Source organism: Flavobacterium sp. GNP008, from assembly GCF_056428965.1.
This window is the reverse complement of record NZ_JBWJVL010000004.1, coordinates 115,655-133,346: the sequence shown is the minus strand read 5'-3', so window position 1 is coordinate 133,346 and position 17,692 is coordinate 115,655. Positions and strand designations below refer to the sequence as shown.

Genomic DNA, 17,692 nt, shown 5'->3' with positions numbered 1-17,692 from the left:
AACATGACCTCTAAAAAGAAATATAGTCTACGATTTATACGAAAAATGGGTTTATTAGCACTTATTTTTTGGAGTATTGCTTACAGTTCATCGGACAAAAGTAAGTTTTTACTTCATAAAAATGAAACTGTTATTAAAAATGCACTGATATATCCAATTGAAACTAATATTTCCTTAGGTGAAAAAATTGTGAATTTTGGGATGGGTTTATTAGGAACCCCTTATGTTGCAGCCGGATGCAGTAAGAATGGTTTTGATTGTTCCGGATTTGTTTACTTTGTTTTCAATCATTTTAAAATTCAGGTTCCCCGAAGCTCTTCAGAATTTAAGAATTTTGGTAAAGAAATACCTATTGCTACTGTCAAAAAAGGGGATCTTCTGTTGTTTTTGAGTCCGACCAGAAATGTTATTGGACATATTGGTATCGTATCAAATCCAAAAGGGATGGACAGTGATTTTATCCACTCGTCTTCAGGACGTGAAATGAAAGTGATTATTACTAATCTAAAAAAGCCGGGTTATACCCGTAGATTTGTAAAAGCAATACGTGTTTTGTAGTTTTTTAGATAAAAATAGTACTTAGTATTTGGGTTTATTATTTAATTACTTATAGGAGTAGAATCAAAGTTACACAAATTTACCTTTATTCTATTTTTAATAAAAAGTGACTGTATTTTTTTAATTTGGATTTATTGTTTGTATTATCAAATTTAACTCAAAAATTTATTGATCGTATCTACGATTTACTCCAATTTATTAGAGTACTTATTTTGGTATGATTAAATCTATATTTTCAAGATTAACTTTGATAGATTAAGTCTTAAAACATCATATTTACTTTTAAGTATGGTACTATTTTTTACAAAAAAATTATCTTTTAAAACTAATTTCATCCAGTCCAATCGTGTATTCCACACGTTGATTGTCGTTGATATCCCAAATTTCCATTTTTATTTTCGGGATTTTCTTTTTCCAATCTATTGTCAACAAGCCAAAATGGTTTTCCATTATCGGACCCTCAATTCTGTTTGTATTAGGCGTTGCAAAATGCCAGGTAGAGGAAAGTCCGCTAGAGGTAAAGTCGTAAATTGGGTACAGTCCGGGTTCTGTAAGTTTAGATATTTCTCCATAATGCACGTCTCCGGTTAAAAATAAAACACCGTTAGCTTTTGTTTTCTTAATAAGGTTTAAGAATCGTTTTTGTTCCAGCGGAAAGTTAGCCCAGCCTTCATAGCCGTTGTATTCAATTCCAAATTGCGATCCTGAACCAATCAATCGCAGATCAGCGGGTTTTTGTAATTCGGTTTCAAGCCATTTCCATTGCGTTGCACCTAAATATGTGGAGTCAGGGTTTTGTAAAGGTGCATAATCCAAAGAATAGAAATATCTTTTATCGTCTGCAACTTCGCCGTTGTATTTCTTGTAATTATCTCTAAAAGTGCGGTTGTCTAACAAGATAATCTGTACTTTTTTGCCTTTGGTTTCATACATATAGGATGTATATATTCCCTTGTGTTTTCGTCTTTCGGAATCTGCAGGCTCTTCAAAAAAATTCAAGAATAGTTCTTTTGATTCTTCTTTTTTGGAATAATGCCTGCCTATATCATTTTGTCCAAAATCGTGATCGTCCCAAGTAGCAATGATAGGGACATTATTTTTTAAATTTCGAAAACTAGGTTTAGCAGCCAATCGATCGTATTTGGCTTGCAGTGTATTCATATTGTCTGTGTCACCGTAAATGTTATCGCCCAGGAATACAAATAAATCCGGTTTGTGTTTGACCACTACATCAAAAATAGGTAAGGGGTTACTTTGGTTCGAACACGATCCAAACGCAATTTTTGAAATGTTTTGTTGCGAGTAACTAGTATATGTTAGCAGTACAATAGTCACTAAATAAAGGGGTTTTTTAAGGATATTATATTGTATCATTTTATTTTTTTAATGGTTTAAACTTCTTCTGTAAATGTCTTCCGGTTACCGAATGGATCTATTGCTTCCATTCAAAACGTATTGGTACTCCGGGAAGTTTTGTTTAAAGTAGGTCTGTTAAACAGATATTTTTCAGCAAGTAATTTTTTGTGATATGCTGTAAGATTATTGAAGCCGTCCATATGAATTCTTGCGCCGGGAGAACAATCTCCATGATGCTCGGTTAAGTGATTAACAATGCCGTCTAGTGAAATTTGTAAATAAAACGGGAAGATGTCCGATTTGTTCTCCCAATCTATGGTGAAACCAAGCCAGTCAATATAAAATACTTTGGCTTTCTTATAATCAAAAATTCTAAAAATTGGTCTTGCAATAGCCATAATTAGTTATAAATAAATTCGGATTGCTCAAATATAATGAAAAAAGTACTGCAACTAGAAGCAATGTAATGGCTAAGACTAAAATGAAAAAAAGAGACATGCAGGTTGTTAATTAAAAGTTAAATCAATGGTATATAATCAATTTACAAACCGTAAAAATTATTTTTGATATTGACTAACTATTAAAAACCTATTAATGAAGAAATTTTTCATTTTGACCACAATTGCAGCTTCTTTGCTTTTGCCCACTACTCAGTTTGCACAATCCAAAAGAAAAAAAGATAAAAATGCCATTGTAGTTCCATCTCTGGAAAAAAAGCCGGAACCCACGATAAAGGAGTACAGTAAAGTAATCACTAAAGACGCAATTTCTGATGATGGTTTGTTTACGGTTCATAAAGTAGATAAAAAATATTTTTTTGAAATTCCTAATAAATTATTAGACAAGGACATGCTTTTAGTAAGTAGGTTGTCTAAATTACCGTCTAACTTGGGTGGGGGATATGTAAATGCAGGTTCGGAAACCAATGAACAATTAATTGTCTGGCAACGTTTTCAGGATAAAATTCTTATTAAATTAAAATCGTATAATGCGGTTGCCAATGACAGTTTGCCCATCAGTATTTCGGTTAAATCCAATAATTATGAACCTACATTATTTGCTTTTGATATTGTAGCACTCAGTAAAGACTCTGCAAATACGGTGATTGACGTAACTAAATTTTATGGTACGGATGTAAAATCAATCAGTGGCTTGTCAGGTGAAATGAGAGAAACTTATAAAGTTAAAGGACTGGATGAATCCCGAAGTTTTATCAATACGATGAAAAGTTTCCCTATGAATATTGAAGTAATTCAAGATTTCACGTACAATGCATCTAAACCACCCATTCAGGAAGATGCCGAAACAATTAGTATCCAGATGAATCAGTCGATGATTTTATTGCCTGAAAAATTGATGCAACCCAGATTAGCTGATCCCCGAGTGGGATGGTTTACGATGAGTCAAATTGATTATGGAAGCAATGAATTAAAGTCAGACAGTAAAACCTATATTCGCCGTTGGAAATTGGAACCTAAAGATCCTGTCGCTTACGCTAAAGGAGAACTGGTAGAACCGATTAAGCCCATTGTCTATTATTTAGATCCTGCTACGCCTGAAAAACTGCGCAAATACATCAAACAAGGAATTGAAGAATGGCAAAAACCTTTTGAAACAGCGGGTTTTAAAAATGCTATTATTGCCAAAGACGCTCCCACTAAAGAACAAGATCCTGATTTTAGCCCGGAAGACATCCGGTATTCGGTAATTCGATATGTAGCGAGTACCACGCGAAATGCGGTAGGCCCAAGTGTTTCTGATCCCAGAACGGGAGAAATTATTGAGAGTGACGTGATTTGGTACCACAACCATTTGCGTTCTTATAGAAACCGCTATTTATTAGAAACCGGAGCAGCGAATCCTTCGGCGAGAACGTTGAATACCAGCGACGAGGAAATGGGTGAAATGATGCGTATGGTTATCGCTCATGAAGTAGGGCATGCACTTGGTTTTCCTCATAACATGGGTGCCAGCTGTGCCTATGAAACTGAAAATTACAGAGACGGTGGTTTTACGCAAAAAAACGGAATCGCCGCCAGTTTAATGGATTACGCCCGTTTTAATTACATTGCCCAACCTGGAGATAAAAATATCCGTTTCATTCGCCAAATGGGTCCTTATGATCATTATGCTACTAATTGGGGGTACAGAGTCATTCCTAATGGCACTTCTCCTGAAGCTGAAGTGCCTACTTTAGACAAATGGATTTTGGAAAAAGCAGGAAATCCTATTTATAAATTTGGGAAGCAAAGCAGCAGTTTTGACCCATCTACACAAACAGAAGATATTGGAGATAATTCGATGAAAGCAAGTTCTTACGGACTTAAAAATTTGCAATATGTAGCGGCACATTTATCAGAATGGACAAGTGATGTAACCAATAATTATGAAGATTTAGAGGAGTTGAATAAAGAGATGTTGGATGTATGGAGCAGGTATGTAGGGCATGTAGTTACTAATGTTGGTGGCGTTTATGAAACTATTAAAAAGCCAAACCAAACAGGAAGTATTTATGATGTTGTACCAAAAGCAAAACAACAAGAAGCCATGCAATGGTTACAGGCGAATGCTTTTGCCTCTCCAACGTGGTTGGTGAATGTGAGTACGTTGAAAAATATCGATTATTCCGGTTACACGGAACGTTTCTTAAATTTGCAAGCCAGACATTTAAATAGTGTGTTGAGTTTTGAACGTATTGGTCGACTAATGGATGCTGAAATAATAGGAAATGCTAATTATAAAGCATTGGATTTATTGGCTGATATGCGCAAAGGGATTTGGAAAGAAGCAAATTTACCATCAAACGTGACTATTTATAGAAGAAATTTGCAGCGAGCCTATATTGAGAGAATGGGATATTTAATGAAAGAAGAAATTAAAACAAGTCGTTCTTCTGAATACTACAATGTGGCGCAATCGGATGTGAGAGGATTGGTTAGAGGAGAATTAAATGCCTTAAAAACGACTTTATCCGTTGCTAAAAACAGAGGAATAAATGCAGAGACTAAGTATCATTATGAAGATACTATCAAAAGAATTGAGTTGATATTAAACCCTAAATAATTGTAATTCAAAAGATTATTTTACCAAAAAATCCGCTTTCGAGCGGATTTTTTATTGTTATCATAAGTTTTTTTTATAATATGAAGAATTTAATTCATTGGGAAATTAGCTTCAAAAATTTTAAATCGGGAATCTAAATCCTTTAGGAGTTGCTTTTTGACAGAAGCTTCTTTTATAAAACTGTAATTAATACTGTTGTATACATAGTGCTTGATATCGCTATAGGTAACGTCTTTGTATCTTTTGGACAACAAAACATATTGCTCGGTCATATTGGTGCGTAAAATTCCTGCATCATCTGTGCTGATAACAATGGGAACCCCAAATTCTTTATATAAGGTCAATGGATGACGGCTTTCTTTGACTTTCAAAATAAATTCGTTGCTCACTAAATTAATTTCGATAGGTATGTTTTTCTTTGCCATATAACGCATTAAATCATACGAATCTTTCTCGTAAGCCATATCTACTCCATGTCCAATACGCTGAGCTCCAGCGGTATAAACGGCAGCGTTTATGTGCCATGTTAATTCTTCCGGTGGAACTAAACCAAGAGTCAATTCTCCTGCATGCAAGGTGTATTTTACATTTGGATAACGAGAATGGCAGTATTTAAACATGACCATGTGCAACCAATAATCTTTCATCGCCGTTTCGCCATCTTCGGGAGAAACAATATTGACACCTGCCATCAGCGGACTTTCATCTGCTGAAATGAACGCGATTACCAGATTTTTAAATAGATCTACTGGTTCCATAAATCGCAATACAAAGTTTTGATACCGCATCGTGAATTGCTTGTCATCTATTTTTAGTTCATTGTGAAGCTTAGATACAAAATTAGTGTTGAACTCCTTGGCGTAGGATTCAGCATTTTTTTTCAGTAATACATTGTAAACGGAATCCAATGATTTTAAAATTGCTTTTTCGTCTTTTACCAAAGCTAATTTTCGCAATTGGGTATTGAAATTCGTTAAATCATCTGTATTTATTGTAGTTGGTATTGTAGACAATTGCGTTTCGATATAGCTTACATTTTCTGAAATAGCCCTGTTTTTTAATTCCAGTAAACCTTGTCTAAAATTCCCTTTGATGGCCGGTTCAAACTTCATAAACGATTCGAAAAACAACTTGTCCGAAGGGTAATCTACATGATTATAGTCTTTAACAGACCATTTTTGCATGATTTTTTGTTTGTAAGTGTCTAGTGTTCCGTTTCTTTTTAATGTCGAAAATTGTTCCCAGTTTCCGGTTGCTTGTTTTTCTTTTAAAACATCCATCGTTTCAATATTAAGATAAAAATCTTCAACAATAGCATGTTTTAGTAAGGGTTCGGCATAAATAGAACCTGAAAAATGATGGTGTAAATCGCCTCCTTTTGGCATTTGCGAAAAGAAAGCAGTTAGCGCAGCTTCATTCTCCCTGATTTTTTCAAAGTATTCATTAGGGGTTTGTGCGTAAGTACCATAAAGTGTTAGCACTAAAAGAGATGTATAAATTAATTTCATGTTTCAAATTTTTATCGAAAGAATGTGTTTAACAAATTTTTTCAATGGGTGAATGAGGATTTTAGTCAATGTTTGTTTATAAAATCAGTGTCTTATAATTTGCACTACGAATTTAGGGTATAAATTAATGAATTTTCACTAAAATTTTGAGCAAAGATAATTTCCTCAAATGTAAACAATTTGGATTTCTACTTTAAGTGTTAAATAATAAGAGGTATTTTAATTGTTAATTTAGAAAAGAGTTTTAATTTTTTTTTGTATTAATTTGTTGAATTTAAAATAATTATGATAGCTCAAAGTATTTTTTTTCTATAAATTACCTATTGTGAATACTAAATTTAATTGTTTTATTAGAGAGATGAAATCCATAAACAAGTACAATTGCATTTGTTCTTTAATTTATTGTGATCTAGTGTAAAATTGATAAATGCAAAGCACTGTTTTATTGTAATGCATTTAGTAGGATTGAAATCATTCACTACAATTTCATTGATTCAGCAGCTAATCTTCCAGTTTTTAAAGCGGCATTTATAGAACCATTCAACAAATGATCCCCACAAATAAATAATGAATCCGAGATTTTTGTATCAGAAGCAGCAATTTCATTCCGCACACTTTCTTGAGTTGGTAAAGCATATTCAATGCGATACGCCTTCAACATTTTCCATGAATTTACTTTTTCACCGTACCATTGTTTCAGTTCTTGTTTCATGTTTTCAGCCAAAATTGCGTCATCAATAGTTGGAATTCCATTATACGAAACGGAGATTAATATTTTTCCTTTTGGAGCATAAGCTTTGGAAACATTTGATATTACAGTCAAATTATTGACCCATTTTTTTTTGGTTGAAGCATTTAAAATGACAACTGCTTTTTTAGTAGGCGCCTCTTTTGCTTCAAAATAAACATTCGTTACCTGATGCGAAGTCATTTTTTGCATCGGAAAGTATTTTTGAGTCAAGGCATTTGCAGTTGTAGCCAATAGGATTTGGTTGGCTTCAAAAACGGTTCCATCTGCTGTAGTTATTTTATTTCGATCAACCGCAGCCACTTTGGTATGGCATTGTATACTGCCTTCTGGAAGCAGCGCGACTAATTGTTTAGGAATTTCTTCCATTCCTAAAGCGGGAACCGCCACGTCACCATCTGAAAACATTTTCATCACAAAGTCAAACATTCTCCGGGAAGTATGCAAATCATTTTCCAAAAATATTCCGGAAAGAAAAGGGGCATAAAAGCGTTCGATCATTTTTGGACTAAAACCATAATCCGAAAGTTGTTTACGAGTTGTTTGCTCTGGTTGTTCAAATATTTCTTCGATCGTTAATTTTTGTAATTTATTTTTTAACCAAAGGGTATTCAGTTTGTCTTTTAGGGTGCCAACGGGAGCAAAAAGAGTAGCTAATGCGGCCGAAGGTCTTCGGAATGGGTCTGCAATTTCAAAACTACCACCATCATATAGAACTGTGGCTCCGGGTAACATGCTTTTGAGTTTTAAATCATTGTAATTAAGTAACGCTTGTGTCTCCGGATAGGCAGTCAAAAGAACCTGAAATCCTCTATCTAAAAGAAAACCTTCGTAGGAATCGGTTTTAATTCTTCCGCCTGGACGATCACTGGCTTCTAGGATTAGTACTTTTCGTCCTTGGCGATGCAAATAAACTGCGGCTGATAATCCAGCAAGTCCTGCTCCAACAATAATTACATCCTGTTTCATAGTTTCTTATAATTTTTTTATAAAAATAAACCAAATAGGTTTTAAATATATTGGAATTTTGGCTATTTATACGCACTCAAAGATACTGTAAATTGATATTTGTAATTGATTATTTTAAAGGAAGGATTTTGATTCCTCTTCTGAATAATTCAAATCGGCATGAAAAGTTTCCTTTAATTTCCAAAGTGCCAAAATTGAGATTAACGATAATATGGACCCTACAATCATGGCAGCCAGAAGAATGTCCCCCTCAAAAAGGGTATCTCTGAAAAACCCATAAATGATAATAATTAACGGTAATGAACCCCGAACAAAATTAGGGACGGTGGTTGTCACTGTAGCGCGAATATTAGTGCCAAATTGTTCAGCCGCAATAGTTACAAATAAAACCCAATACCCTACGGAGAATCCCATAATAAAGCAGAGCGTATAGAAAGTGGATGCTGTTACCCCAAAAGCATTTAAGTATACAAAAACCATAATGAGATTAAAAATCAAGAATAAGTACATGATTTTTTTCCGGCTTTTAAACCACTGACTGAGCAATCCGCTGGCAATATCGCCAAAAACTAATCCACCATAACACCAAGCAATTGCTTTTCCTGCTGCGATAGTTTCAAAGCCTTGGACATCTAATGCTTTGGCAAATTCTGGGGAAAAAGTAATCAATACCCCAACGAGGAACCATAACGGTATTCCGATAAGAATGCATTGAATGTATTTTAAAAACCGTTGTTTGTTGGTAAATAAAGAGATAAAATCTCCTTTTTTTTCTTTGCTTTGTTGAACTCGTTTGAACATTCCTGATTCAGAAATACTAATTCGTAAAAAAAGTAAAAAAAGTCCTAAAACGCCACCTGCATAATAGCACAGACGCCAATCCTGAAAAATCTGGTACACTAAATACGCCACAACGGCGCCCGAAACCCCTACCGAAGCAACAATCATTGTTCCATAGCCTCGTTTTTCTTTGGGTAAAGATTCCGTAACTAATGTAATTCCAGCGCCTAACTCTCCTGCCAGACCAATTCCGGCTATCAATCTCCAAAACGCGTATCCATCAACGGTGGTTACCATTCCGTTAGCAATATTAGCCACTGAATAAATTAAAATAGAACCAAACAAAACAGAAATCCGACCTTTTTTATCGCCTAATATTCCCCAAAGGATACCACCAAAAAGCATCCCGAACATTTGCATACTAATCAAATATTCTCCTTGATTCCTGATGGCTTCACCAGTAATTCCTAAATCTTTAAGACTATCCGTACGGACAATACCAAAAAGCAATAAATCATAAATATCTACAAAATAACCTAGTGCAGCTACTATAACGGCGGCATTTAAAATTCGGGTTGGTTTTTGAGTCTCGGTGGGAACAGTATGGGCCATTTATTATTGTATAAGGAGTTTCATCATTAAGTCGGTTTGTTCGTCAGTTCCTAATGTAAAAACGTGTTTGTCAAATACCACAAATCCATTTTTAGTATAAAAATGAAGCGCTCTATAATTCTCTTCCCAGACGCCAAGCCAAATATAATCCACGTTAGTATGTTGAGCTATTTTTTTTACTTCATCAATCAACAGTTGACCAATATTTTTTCCTTGAAAAGATTGCAAAACATAAATCCGGTGTACTTCTAGTGCATTGTCATTAAAACGCTCTGTTTGTGCATTACCAAAATTAATTTTTAAATAACCAACGACTTCTGTATTCGAATACGCTAAATAAAACTGGGAATTTGGATTGTTCAATTCAACTCTTAATTGCTCTAGATTAAAGCTATCGGCAACATAATTGGTAATGTTTTCTGGAGTATTTACAGCTGCAAAAGTTTCTTTGAAAGTTTGAATGCTAATATTTTGTAGTACTTCGAGATCAGTATCAGTTGCTTTTTGAATTTCGATTGGGTTCATTCTCTTAAAATCAATTGGATTATTTGAACTCAAAAATACACAAATAAATTGGATGCTAATCTCGATCTTCTATTACACTATTAAACAAATCAATACAAATATTCTAGGTTTCTTATTTTCAATTAGTATTTTTGAACTAATTAATGGAAATAAATCCAAAGAGAATAGTGTATGAAAATTGTAATATCGCCAGCCAAGTCCTTAAATTTTGAGAAAGAGTTACCTACAAAGTTGCATACGGAACCTTTATTTTTAAAAGAATCAAGACTAGTTCACAAAGTTTTAAAAGAAAAAAAACCTAGTGATTTATCTGATTTAATGAGTATTTCGGATAAACTAGCTGATTTGAATTGGAAACGAAATCAAGAATGGAAAACACCTTTTACCCCGGCAAATGCTCGGCCTGCAGTGTATACTTTTGATGGGGATGTTTACGCTGGATTAGACGCTTATACCATTCCATCAAAAAAAATAGACGCTTTACAAGATAGTTTACGAATACTGTCTGGTTTGTATGGATTGTTAAAACCATTGGACTTAATTCAAGCGTACCGTTTGGAAATGGGAACTAAATTACCCGTGGGAGAAAGCAAAAACTTATATGATTTTTGGAAACCAACCATTACAAAAGCTTTAAATAAAGAGTTAAAAGAGGGAGAGTTATTTGTGAATTTAGCCAGTACTGAATATTTTGGTGCTATTGATGCTAAAGCGTTAAAAGTTCCTGTAATTACACCTGAATTCAAAGATTACAAAAACGGAAAACTAAAAATAATCAGTTTTTTTGCCAAAAAGGCGAGGGGAATGATGGTGCGCTATATTATTGATTCTGATCCTCAAACGATAGCAGATTTAAAAGGTTTCAATTACGATGGCTATCAATTTGATGCTAATTTATCAGAAGGCAATCATTTGGTATTTACCAGATAGTGCAGAGAAACTATTAATCTCATCTTTATTAATGCATTGCATCGGCAGGATTGATTTTGTTTTTTCCTTTTTTGATTAAAAAAATAATGGGAATACAGCACAGAAAAAGAATGCCGAGATACAGAAAAATATCCATATACGATAAAACAGTGCTTTGTTTCATTACAGAATAATCTATGACTTGATATGCTTTTTTGAGAGACTCATTAGCACTAAATCCTTTTGACATAAAACCCCTTTGCAGCAGTACAACCCTTTCTTGCACTTCAAATTTACTGGCGTCTAAATGGGATATTAAATTCACTCGATGCTCTTGTGTAAATCTTGTAATGAAAGTAGTGATGATAGCAATACCAAAGGAACCTCCCAATTGCCGCATCATTCCTGTAAAGGCTGCGCCTTCGCCAATATCCTTACCTTTTAAGGTAGAGAGTGACAGTGTTGTTATGGGAACAAAAAGAAGTCCTAATCCTATTCCTCTTAAAATTAATCCCCAGTATAGATGTTCAACACCTGTATTGGGAGTCATGCTATTGTGCATCAGTAGAGTAAAAAAAAAGAAAATTAAAAAACCAAGACCTACCATATAACTTTGTGGTACGCCTCGTTGAATTAATTTACCAATTATTGGCATCATAATCGCAGTGGTAATCGAACCAGGAATAAGCAGTAAACCAGCATCGGTAGCAGTCCAACCTAAGATTGTTTGTGTATATATGGGAATGATTAAAGTAGAACCATACAGACCAAAACCCAAAATAAAACACATTAAGACTCCAATTCTAAGATTACCATCTTTTAAAACACTTAAATTGACAATAGGATGTTTATACGTTAGTTCTCTCCAAATAAACAATACTAAACCAAAAATGGATACAGTGCTTAATAATAAGATTATTTTATTGTTGAACCAATCGTCTTGCTGACCGTGCTCTAAAACATACTGCAAAGAACCTATAAATAATGTCAATAGAAAAATCCCCAACCAATCGACCTGTTTGGCTTTTAGCTTTTCTCCATATTTTGGGCTTCTTACAAAAGTAAATGCCAAAATAGTGGCTATAATACCCAGCGGAATATTTATATAAAAAATATAAGGCCATGAAAAATTATCTACGATATACCCTCCTAATGGTGGCCCTAATGTGGGGCCCACAATTACACCCATTCCATAAATTGCTTGCGCCATACCTCGCTTTGCAATGGGGTAACTTTCTGTTATAATGGTTTGTGCGGTCACTAATAAAGCGCCTCCTCCTAAACCTTGAATGAATCTAAATGTAATAAGTTCCCATATATTATTGGCATTGCCGCATAAAAAGGAAGCTACGGTAAAAATAATGATGGAGGTCACAAAATAATTTCGTCTTCCAAATTGTTGTGAAAGCCAGCTGGTCATTGGAATTACAATCACATTTGCAATGGCATAAGCAGTAATCACCCAAGCAACATCGTTTAATGTGGCACCCAGGCTTCCCCTCATGTTTGTTAGTGCTACATTGACAATTGTAGTATCTACGATTTCCAGCAATGCACATAGTACTGCTGTGATCGTAATAAGAACTCGTCGATAGCCATATTCTACTAAATCGTCATCTCCTGTTTGTACCATTTATGCTAAAGTGTATACTAATGATTTTTTTAAAAGTGTTCCCTTCTTTTGATTTTTTTAATCTAAAAATCAAGTTAATCTAAGTGTACATCAACATCAACATTCATTCCTGGGCGTAATAATTTTATTTTTTCTGGATCGTTTGTAGTGTTCAAACTTATTTTAACGGGCAATCGCTGAATTGTTTTTACAAAGTTTCCTGTGGCATTATCCGGAGGAAGCAAGGAAAATCGAGATCCTGTTGCGGGTGAGAACGAAGTAACGGAACCTTGAAAATTATATCCGGGATAGGCATCCACTTTTACCGTTACTTTTTGACCAATAACCATTTTATTAAGCTGTGTTTCTTTGAAATTAGCAATTACCCATGCTTCTTTGTTATTGATGATATAAAATAAAGATTGTCCTGGCTGAACTAATTGTCCTGGCTGAATATCAATTTTAGAAACTTGACCATCAATAGCAGCAGTGATAGCAGTGTAGGTTAAATTTAATTTTGCGGCATCAAGTAATGCTTTGGCTCTTTTAATATTGGCAGCAGCCACTTCTGTTTGTTTATCAGATACTTTAGATTTAGCCACAATAACTGATTTTTGAAACGCACTGGCTCTTTCTTGTTGTTGTAGAACACGCAATTGACTTTCGGCTTCTAGTTTTGTGGCTAAAGCCTGTTCATATTGTTGTTTTGTAATCGAGTGGCTTTTGTATAAATTGTCATATCGGTTGTAATCATTTGTAATGCGCCCCAATCTTATTTTTGCAGATTCGATATTTCCTCCAGCAGATAAAACATTGGCATCCGAAACAGAAATACTAGCTAATGCACTACCAATATCCGCTTTAGTAACTTCAAAATTTCCTTCAGCACCAACCATGGCAGCATTCGCCTCTTCTATTTTTAATTGGTAATCTCTTTTATCAATAGTAAACAGCGTGTCGCCTTTTTTTACAAAATCATTGTCTTTGATATATACTTTATCCACATATCCAGAAACTCTTGGGATAATTGGATTCATATTTTTCTCAATTTGTGCATCATCTGTTTCCTCGTGTGATTGTGAATGCAAGTATTTAAAAGTTCCATAAGTTCCTCCTAAAACGATCAAAGCTACTAGGATAATAATAAATTTTTTGTTTGTTTTTTTCTTTTCCATGGTAGTGTGATTATTTTTGAGCAAGATTGAATGATTGTGATAATTGACCCGTTACGGAGAGTAACTCATAGTATTTTTGAATGGTATTGGCTTGGGCCAAAGCTTTATTAATTTTGGAACTGAGTTGTTCCACATCTGCTTCTAGCAAATCATTAGTATCCGAAAGTCCATTGTCATATTTATCTTTTATGATTCTGTAATTTTCGGAAGACTGCTCTACTGCTTGACTGTAAACCAGATCTTGTTTCAATGACAAACTATATTCTTCAATTGCTTTTTGAACTTGGATTTTAATATAATCTGTCAGTATCGCCTCAGAGTTTTGTACTTCAAGGAATTTGTTTTCAGCCAGTTTTACAAGTGTTCCATTTTTGAGAATAGCGCTTAAATCATAAGAAAGACCAATACCTATATTCATCGCATTCTGAACAGTTATCACGTTACTTAAGTTTAATGCAGTATAGCCACCTACTATTGCAATGGCAGGGTAGTAAGAGCCTTTAGCTATTTTGATAGTTGCTTCAGTTGCTTTTCCCTGAAAGCGAATGGCTTCTAAATCCTTACGGTTTTCTAATGCTAATACATCATTTTTTGGTACATTAGTCATTTGAAAATCAGCGAAATCACTTTCACGGATCTCGAGATTTGTATCAGGTTTCAATTTTAAAAGGGTAACCAAATAAAAGTTGATGATTTTTAAATTATTATTCGTTTCGTCTAACGATAATTGGATTTTTGAGGCTTGTAATTGTGATTTTAATAAATCATTTCTGGGAATAATTCCATTTTTTTCAAGTTCAATAAAATCTTTTACTCGTTGTTGCGCACTCTTTTGATTTTCTGTTAGCAGTTCAATCGTTTTTTGAGCTTTGTACATACTGGCATAATAGTCAATCACCCGTAAAGCTATATCCTCTTTTGTTTGAGAAGCGGTAGCCATTTCGGCCTGATATAAATTCTCATAAACCTTTATACTGTTTTGAATTTTAAAACCAGAGAAAACGGGGACACTAGCATTCAACTGTCCGATCATTAATTGATTAACAATAGGAAGCGGTTCTTGAGCACCTGAATTGTTTTGATTGAGTTTGAAATTAACCGAAGCATTTGCCAATCGTTGGTATTGCCCTGAAAGTTTCAAATCCGGATATTGATTGTTTTTAGTGGATTGGAGCTCATACTTTTTAGTTTTCACTTTGGTATTGGCCAGAGTGACTTCATTGCTTTTGGTCCAAGCCAAATTAATGGCTTCGTTCAATGTAAAACTTGTTTTTTCTTGTGCTACTGAAGAGGAAATTCCAATAAAGAAAATCCCAAAGAGCATGAATTGACTAACTTTCATAAATCAGAAGTGCTTTTATAGTTTGTTGAATGTGCTTTGTCAAATTAGTTTTGATGTAATTGTTGTATAAATCCTCAGTTTTTAAATTCAATAAATTTTCGAAAAAGGGTTTATTCATGTGAAAATGAAAGAAAGTACCGAGAATTGTGGGTGTAATAAGCGGAATGATAACATCTTTTCTAAAAATACCTTTTTTCTGACCTTCCACAATGATAGATTCAAGAGATTTTAGATTTCCTTTTTTTAGTTCCGAAAAAGCCTGAAGATTTTGTTCTCTCTTTTTGGTGGTAAACTCGAAGTGAAGAATTCTGTAGATTCCACGATTACTATTAATTCTATTAATGTATAGCTCAATAAGTTTATTGATTTTATCAATAGGATCCAGATCTTCCTGTATTAAATTTTCTAATTGATTTTTAAGATCCGAAGTTCTGTAAACAATAAGCGATTCGAGTAATCGCTCTTTAGAGCCAAAGTAGTACGAAACCATGGCAATATTTATTTTGGCCACTTTTGCTATATTTCGGATGGAAGTACCATCAAATCCCTTTTCTGCAAAAAGGGCTTCGGCAACTTCCAGAATTTGAATTTGTTTGTCGTTAAAATTACTTTTCAATGGAATCGAATTTATTCAATAAACAAAACTAAACAAGCGTTTAATTTAAACAACTGTTTAGTTTTTCTTTAACATAGTTTTAACACTATGAAATAAACCGCTGTACCTTGCTTTTCAAAAAGTCTAAAAATAGGTTTATTAACAAGGCCGACATTTAACTTAAATTGTGAATATCTATTTTATAAATTGTGATTAATTTTTCCTTTAAAATCTATCTTTGACATCCTAAAAAAAAGAAATGACCACAACTTGGTATGAATGCAAAGTAAAATATAGAAAAACGGATGAAACTGGAGCACAAAAGATTACGACAGAACCCTACTTGGTAGATGCGTTATCTTACACAGAGGCAGAAAGCAGAATCAATGAAGAGATGTCGGCGTATATCAGTGAAGAATTTAAAATCACGAATATAAAAGTGGCGAATTATGCCGAAATTCATCCTTTCGAAAATGCAGATCGTTGGTTTCGATCTAAAGTTTCATTATTGGCATATGACGAAGAAAGCGGTAAAGAACGCAAGACTAATATGTATTTACTAGTGCAAGCTAACGATGTCAAAGAGGCTTATGATAACACGATTAGTGTAATGAAAGGCACGATGGGCGACTATACTATACCAGCCATTTCTGAATCTCCTATAATGGATGTTTTTCCTTATTTCAGTGGGGAAGAAGGAGAGCTGGAACAATTAGAACGATTCAATGCACTTAAAGGTTCTAAACCGGAAGTTGCTTTAGCAGTAGCGGATCACATGGAGTTTGAAACAGCCCCTGAAGAAGAAGCTGTAGTTTAAAATCAGTTGTTTAAAAAAAAACTACCGCAAATTCGCAAAGTATTGATACAGTTGCTAACTGTTTTTATTTACGAATTTGCGGTTTTTAATTTCAACCCTAAGTTTTTCATAATTTCAATTCGTCCTGTTTTGTTAAGACTTTTTCGTATGCTTTTCTTGGGCTTCCTCTAAAATATACTTCGCCACAATACGTATAACCCGAATTTTCAAAAATTTTCATCATGGCGATGTTGTCAAAATTGGTGTCTGCTTTTATGCTGTAAATGTTGTTGCTTACCGCAAATTCTTCTATGTATTTTAGAATCTTTTTAGCCAAACCTTTACCTAAATACTGTTCCGAAATGGCTACGCGGTGCAGCACAACAAAATCACCATTCGTTAACCACTTTCCTTCAATTTTGTCATAGGCAGGTTCGTCATTGATTAATACCGCACTATAGCCGATGATGGTTTCTCCGTCAACCAAAACAAATCCTTCTCCTTTTTCAATATCTTTTTGTACAACGTCTGGATTTGGATAGCCGTCTTGCCATTGAGTACTGCCGTCTTCTTTTCTTCTTAATATAGCGTGTTGTAAAATTTCCCATATTGGCGCTATGTCAGATAGTTTTGCTTTTTTAAAGAGATAATTCATCTTTGTGTTTTATTAAAGTAAATTGACTACTTAATTAGGGTACTAAATTAAGTCTTATTGATCCTAAAATAGTTGAAAATATCCACTTTTGTGCATTTCGCGATTAAAAATGTAAATTTGAAATATAGATTTTCAAAGAACAAATTGACATATAGTATGATGGTTAACCGTTAATATAGTTTGGACTAAAAAGGGAAGCTATGCAGCTTTGCATGGAAATATTAAATTTTAATTAAGAGCTATTATAATGCAAATACTAGAATATTATGTAGTTCAGACATGTAAAGGGAGTAATTTCAAAAAATCATGTTTACAGGTATATTTCATTATGTATCTTCCAAAAAAGTGATTACTGTGGTTGAATTAATGAAAGACCGTTCTTCAAGAAAACTACAAATTGAATTCACATGTCTAAAAAAATATTGGAGACGTTATTTTTGGGATAGAGGTTCTTGTTATTAGTGCATGAGTAATATCAAAAATGAAATA

At 34.0% G+C, this 17,692-nt stretch carries 16 protein-coding genes; 5 read left to right on the top strand and 11 right to left on the bottom strand.

Going from position 1 to position 17,692, the window contains the following annotated elements; translation table 11 throughout:
• The first annotated feature begins 45 nt into the window (after positions 1–45).
• On the top strand, positions 46–558 hold the full coding sequence (locus AC0608_RS12495; RefSeq protein WP_478289282.1) for a C40 family peptidase: 513 nt from the start codon (positions 46–48) through the stop codon (positions 556–558).
• A gap of 312 nt (positions 559–870) precedes the next feature.
• Here the strand turns inward: AC0608_RS12495 and AC0608_RS12490 are convergent, their stop codons facing one another.
• The gene (locus AC0608_RS12490; RefSeq protein WP_478289281.1) at positions 871–1,932 is read right to left on the bottom strand and encodes an alkaline phosphatase D family protein; all 1,062 of its coding nucleotides are present in this window, start codon (positions 1,930–1,932) and stop codon (positions 871–873) included.
• A gap of 71 nt (positions 1,933–2,003) precedes the next feature.
• Positions 2,004–2,312 carry a glyoxalase superfamily protein gene (locus AC0608_RS12485; RefSeq protein ID WP_478289280.1) on the bottom strand — a complete coding sequence of 103 codons (309 nt, stop codon included), beginning with the start codon at positions 2,310–2,312 and terminating at the stop codon, positions 2,004–2,006.
• A 196-nt stretch (positions 2,313–2,508) separates the two neighbouring features.
• Here AC0608_RS12485 and AC0608_RS12480 point away from each other — a divergent pair, with 196 nt between their 5' ends.
• Complete coding sequence (locus AC0608_RS12480; RefSeq protein WP_478289279.1) at positions 2,509–4,977, top strand: zinc-dependent metalloprotease; 2,469 nt, start codon at positions 2,509–2,511, stop codon at positions 4,975–4,977.
• 89 nt (positions 4,978–5,066) lie between these two features.
• On the opposite strand, the gene AC0608_RS12475 is transcribed toward AC0608_RS12480, so the two are convergent.
• The 4 genes from AC0608_RS12475 to AC0608_RS12460 all read right to left on the bottom strand — a co-directional run bounded on the left by AC0608_RS12475 (position 5,067) and on the right by AC0608_RS12460 (position 10,119).
• The gene (locus tag AC0608_RS12475; RefSeq protein WP_478289278.1) at positions 5,067–6,485 is read right to left on the bottom strand and encodes an amidohydrolase family protein; all 1,419 of its coding nucleotides are present in this window, start codon (positions 6,483–6,485) and stop codon (positions 5,067–5,069) included.
• 478 nt (positions 6,486–6,963) lie between these two features.
• On the bottom strand, positions 6,964–8,202 hold the full coding sequence (locus AC0608_RS12470; protein WP_478289277.1) for an NAD(P)/FAD-dependent oxidoreductase: 1,239 nt from the start codon (positions 8,200–8,202) through the stop codon (positions 6,964–6,966).
• 114 nt (positions 8,203–8,316) lie between these two features.
• Positions 8,317–9,594 (bottom strand): MFS transporter, encoded by a 1,278-nt coding sequence (locus AC0608_RS12465; protein WP_478289276.1) that lies wholly within the window; start codon positions 9,592–9,594, stop codon positions 8,317–8,319.
• A 3-nt stretch (positions 9,595–9,597) separates the two neighbouring features.
• A complete protein-coding gene (locus tag AC0608_RS12460) occupies positions 9,598–10,119 on the bottom strand; it encodes a GNAT family N-acetyltransferase (RefSeq protein ID WP_478289275.1) in 522 nt (173 codons plus the stop codon).
• A gap of 171 nt (positions 10,120–10,290) precedes the next feature.
• Here AC0608_RS12460 and yaaA point away from each other — a divergent pair, with 171 nt between their 5' ends.
• A complete protein-coding gene (yaaA, locus tag AC0608_RS12455) occupies positions 10,291–11,049 on the top strand; it encodes a peroxide stress protein YaaA (protein WP_478289274.1) in 759 nt (252 codons plus the stop codon).
• A gap of 28 nt (positions 11,050–11,077) precedes the next feature.
• Here yaaA and AC0608_RS12450 read toward each other — a convergent pair whose 3' ends face one another.
• The 4 genes from AC0608_RS12450 to AC0608_RS12435 form a co-directional block, all read right to left on the bottom strand.
• Positions 11,078–12,661 (bottom strand): DHA2 family efflux MFS transporter permease subunit, encoded by a 1,584-nt coding sequence (locus AC0608_RS12450; protein ID WP_478289273.1) that lies wholly within the window; start codon positions 12,659–12,661, stop codon positions 11,078–11,080.
• 74 nt (positions 12,662–12,735) lie between these two features.
• Positions 12,736–13,815 (bottom strand): HlyD family secretion protein, encoded by a 1,080-nt coding sequence (locus tag AC0608_RS12445; RefSeq protein ID WP_478289272.1) that lies wholly within the window; start codon positions 13,813–13,815, stop codon positions 12,736–12,738.
• 10 nt (positions 13,816–13,825) lie between these two features.
• Positions 13,826–15,157 carry a TolC family protein gene (locus tag AC0608_RS12440; protein WP_478289271.1) on the bottom strand — a complete coding sequence of 444 codons (1,332 nt, stop codon included), beginning with the start codon at positions 15,155–15,157 and terminating at the stop codon, positions 13,826–13,828.
• Positions 15,147–15,773: a TetR/AcrR family transcriptional regulator gene (locus AC0608_RS12435; RefSeq protein WP_417990148.1), complete on the bottom strand. Its 627-nt coding sequence runs from the start codon at positions 15,771–15,773 to the stop codon at positions 15,147–15,149. The genes AC0608_RS12440 and AC0608_RS12435 overlap by 11 nt, the downstream gene beginning before the upstream one ends.
• A gap of 238 nt (positions 15,774–16,011) precedes the next feature.
• On the opposite strand from AC0608_RS12435, the gene AC0608_RS12430 reads away from it, so the two are divergent.
• Positions 16,012–16,569 carry a DUF4494 domain-containing protein gene (locus tag AC0608_RS12430; protein ID WP_478289270.1) on the top strand — a complete coding sequence of 186 codons (558 nt, stop codon included), beginning with the start codon at positions 16,012–16,014 and terminating at the stop codon, positions 16,567–16,569.
• A gap of 106 nt (positions 16,570–16,675) precedes the next feature.
• On the opposite strand, the gene AC0608_RS12425 is transcribed toward AC0608_RS12430, so the two are convergent.
• On the bottom strand, positions 16,676–17,203 hold the full coding sequence (locus tag AC0608_RS12425; RefSeq protein ID WP_478289269.1) for a GNAT family N-acetyltransferase: 528 nt from the start codon (positions 17,201–17,203) through the stop codon (positions 16,676–16,678).
• Positions 17,204–17,509: 306 nt separating this feature from the next.
• Here AC0608_RS12425 and AC0608_RS12420 point away from each other — a divergent pair, with 306 nt between their 5' ends.
• Entirely contained in the window at positions 17,510–17,665 is a 156-nt protein-coding gene (locus AC0608_RS12420; protein ID WP_478289268.1) for a transposase, read from the top strand.
• Positions 17,666–17,692: the final 27 nt, after the last annotated feature.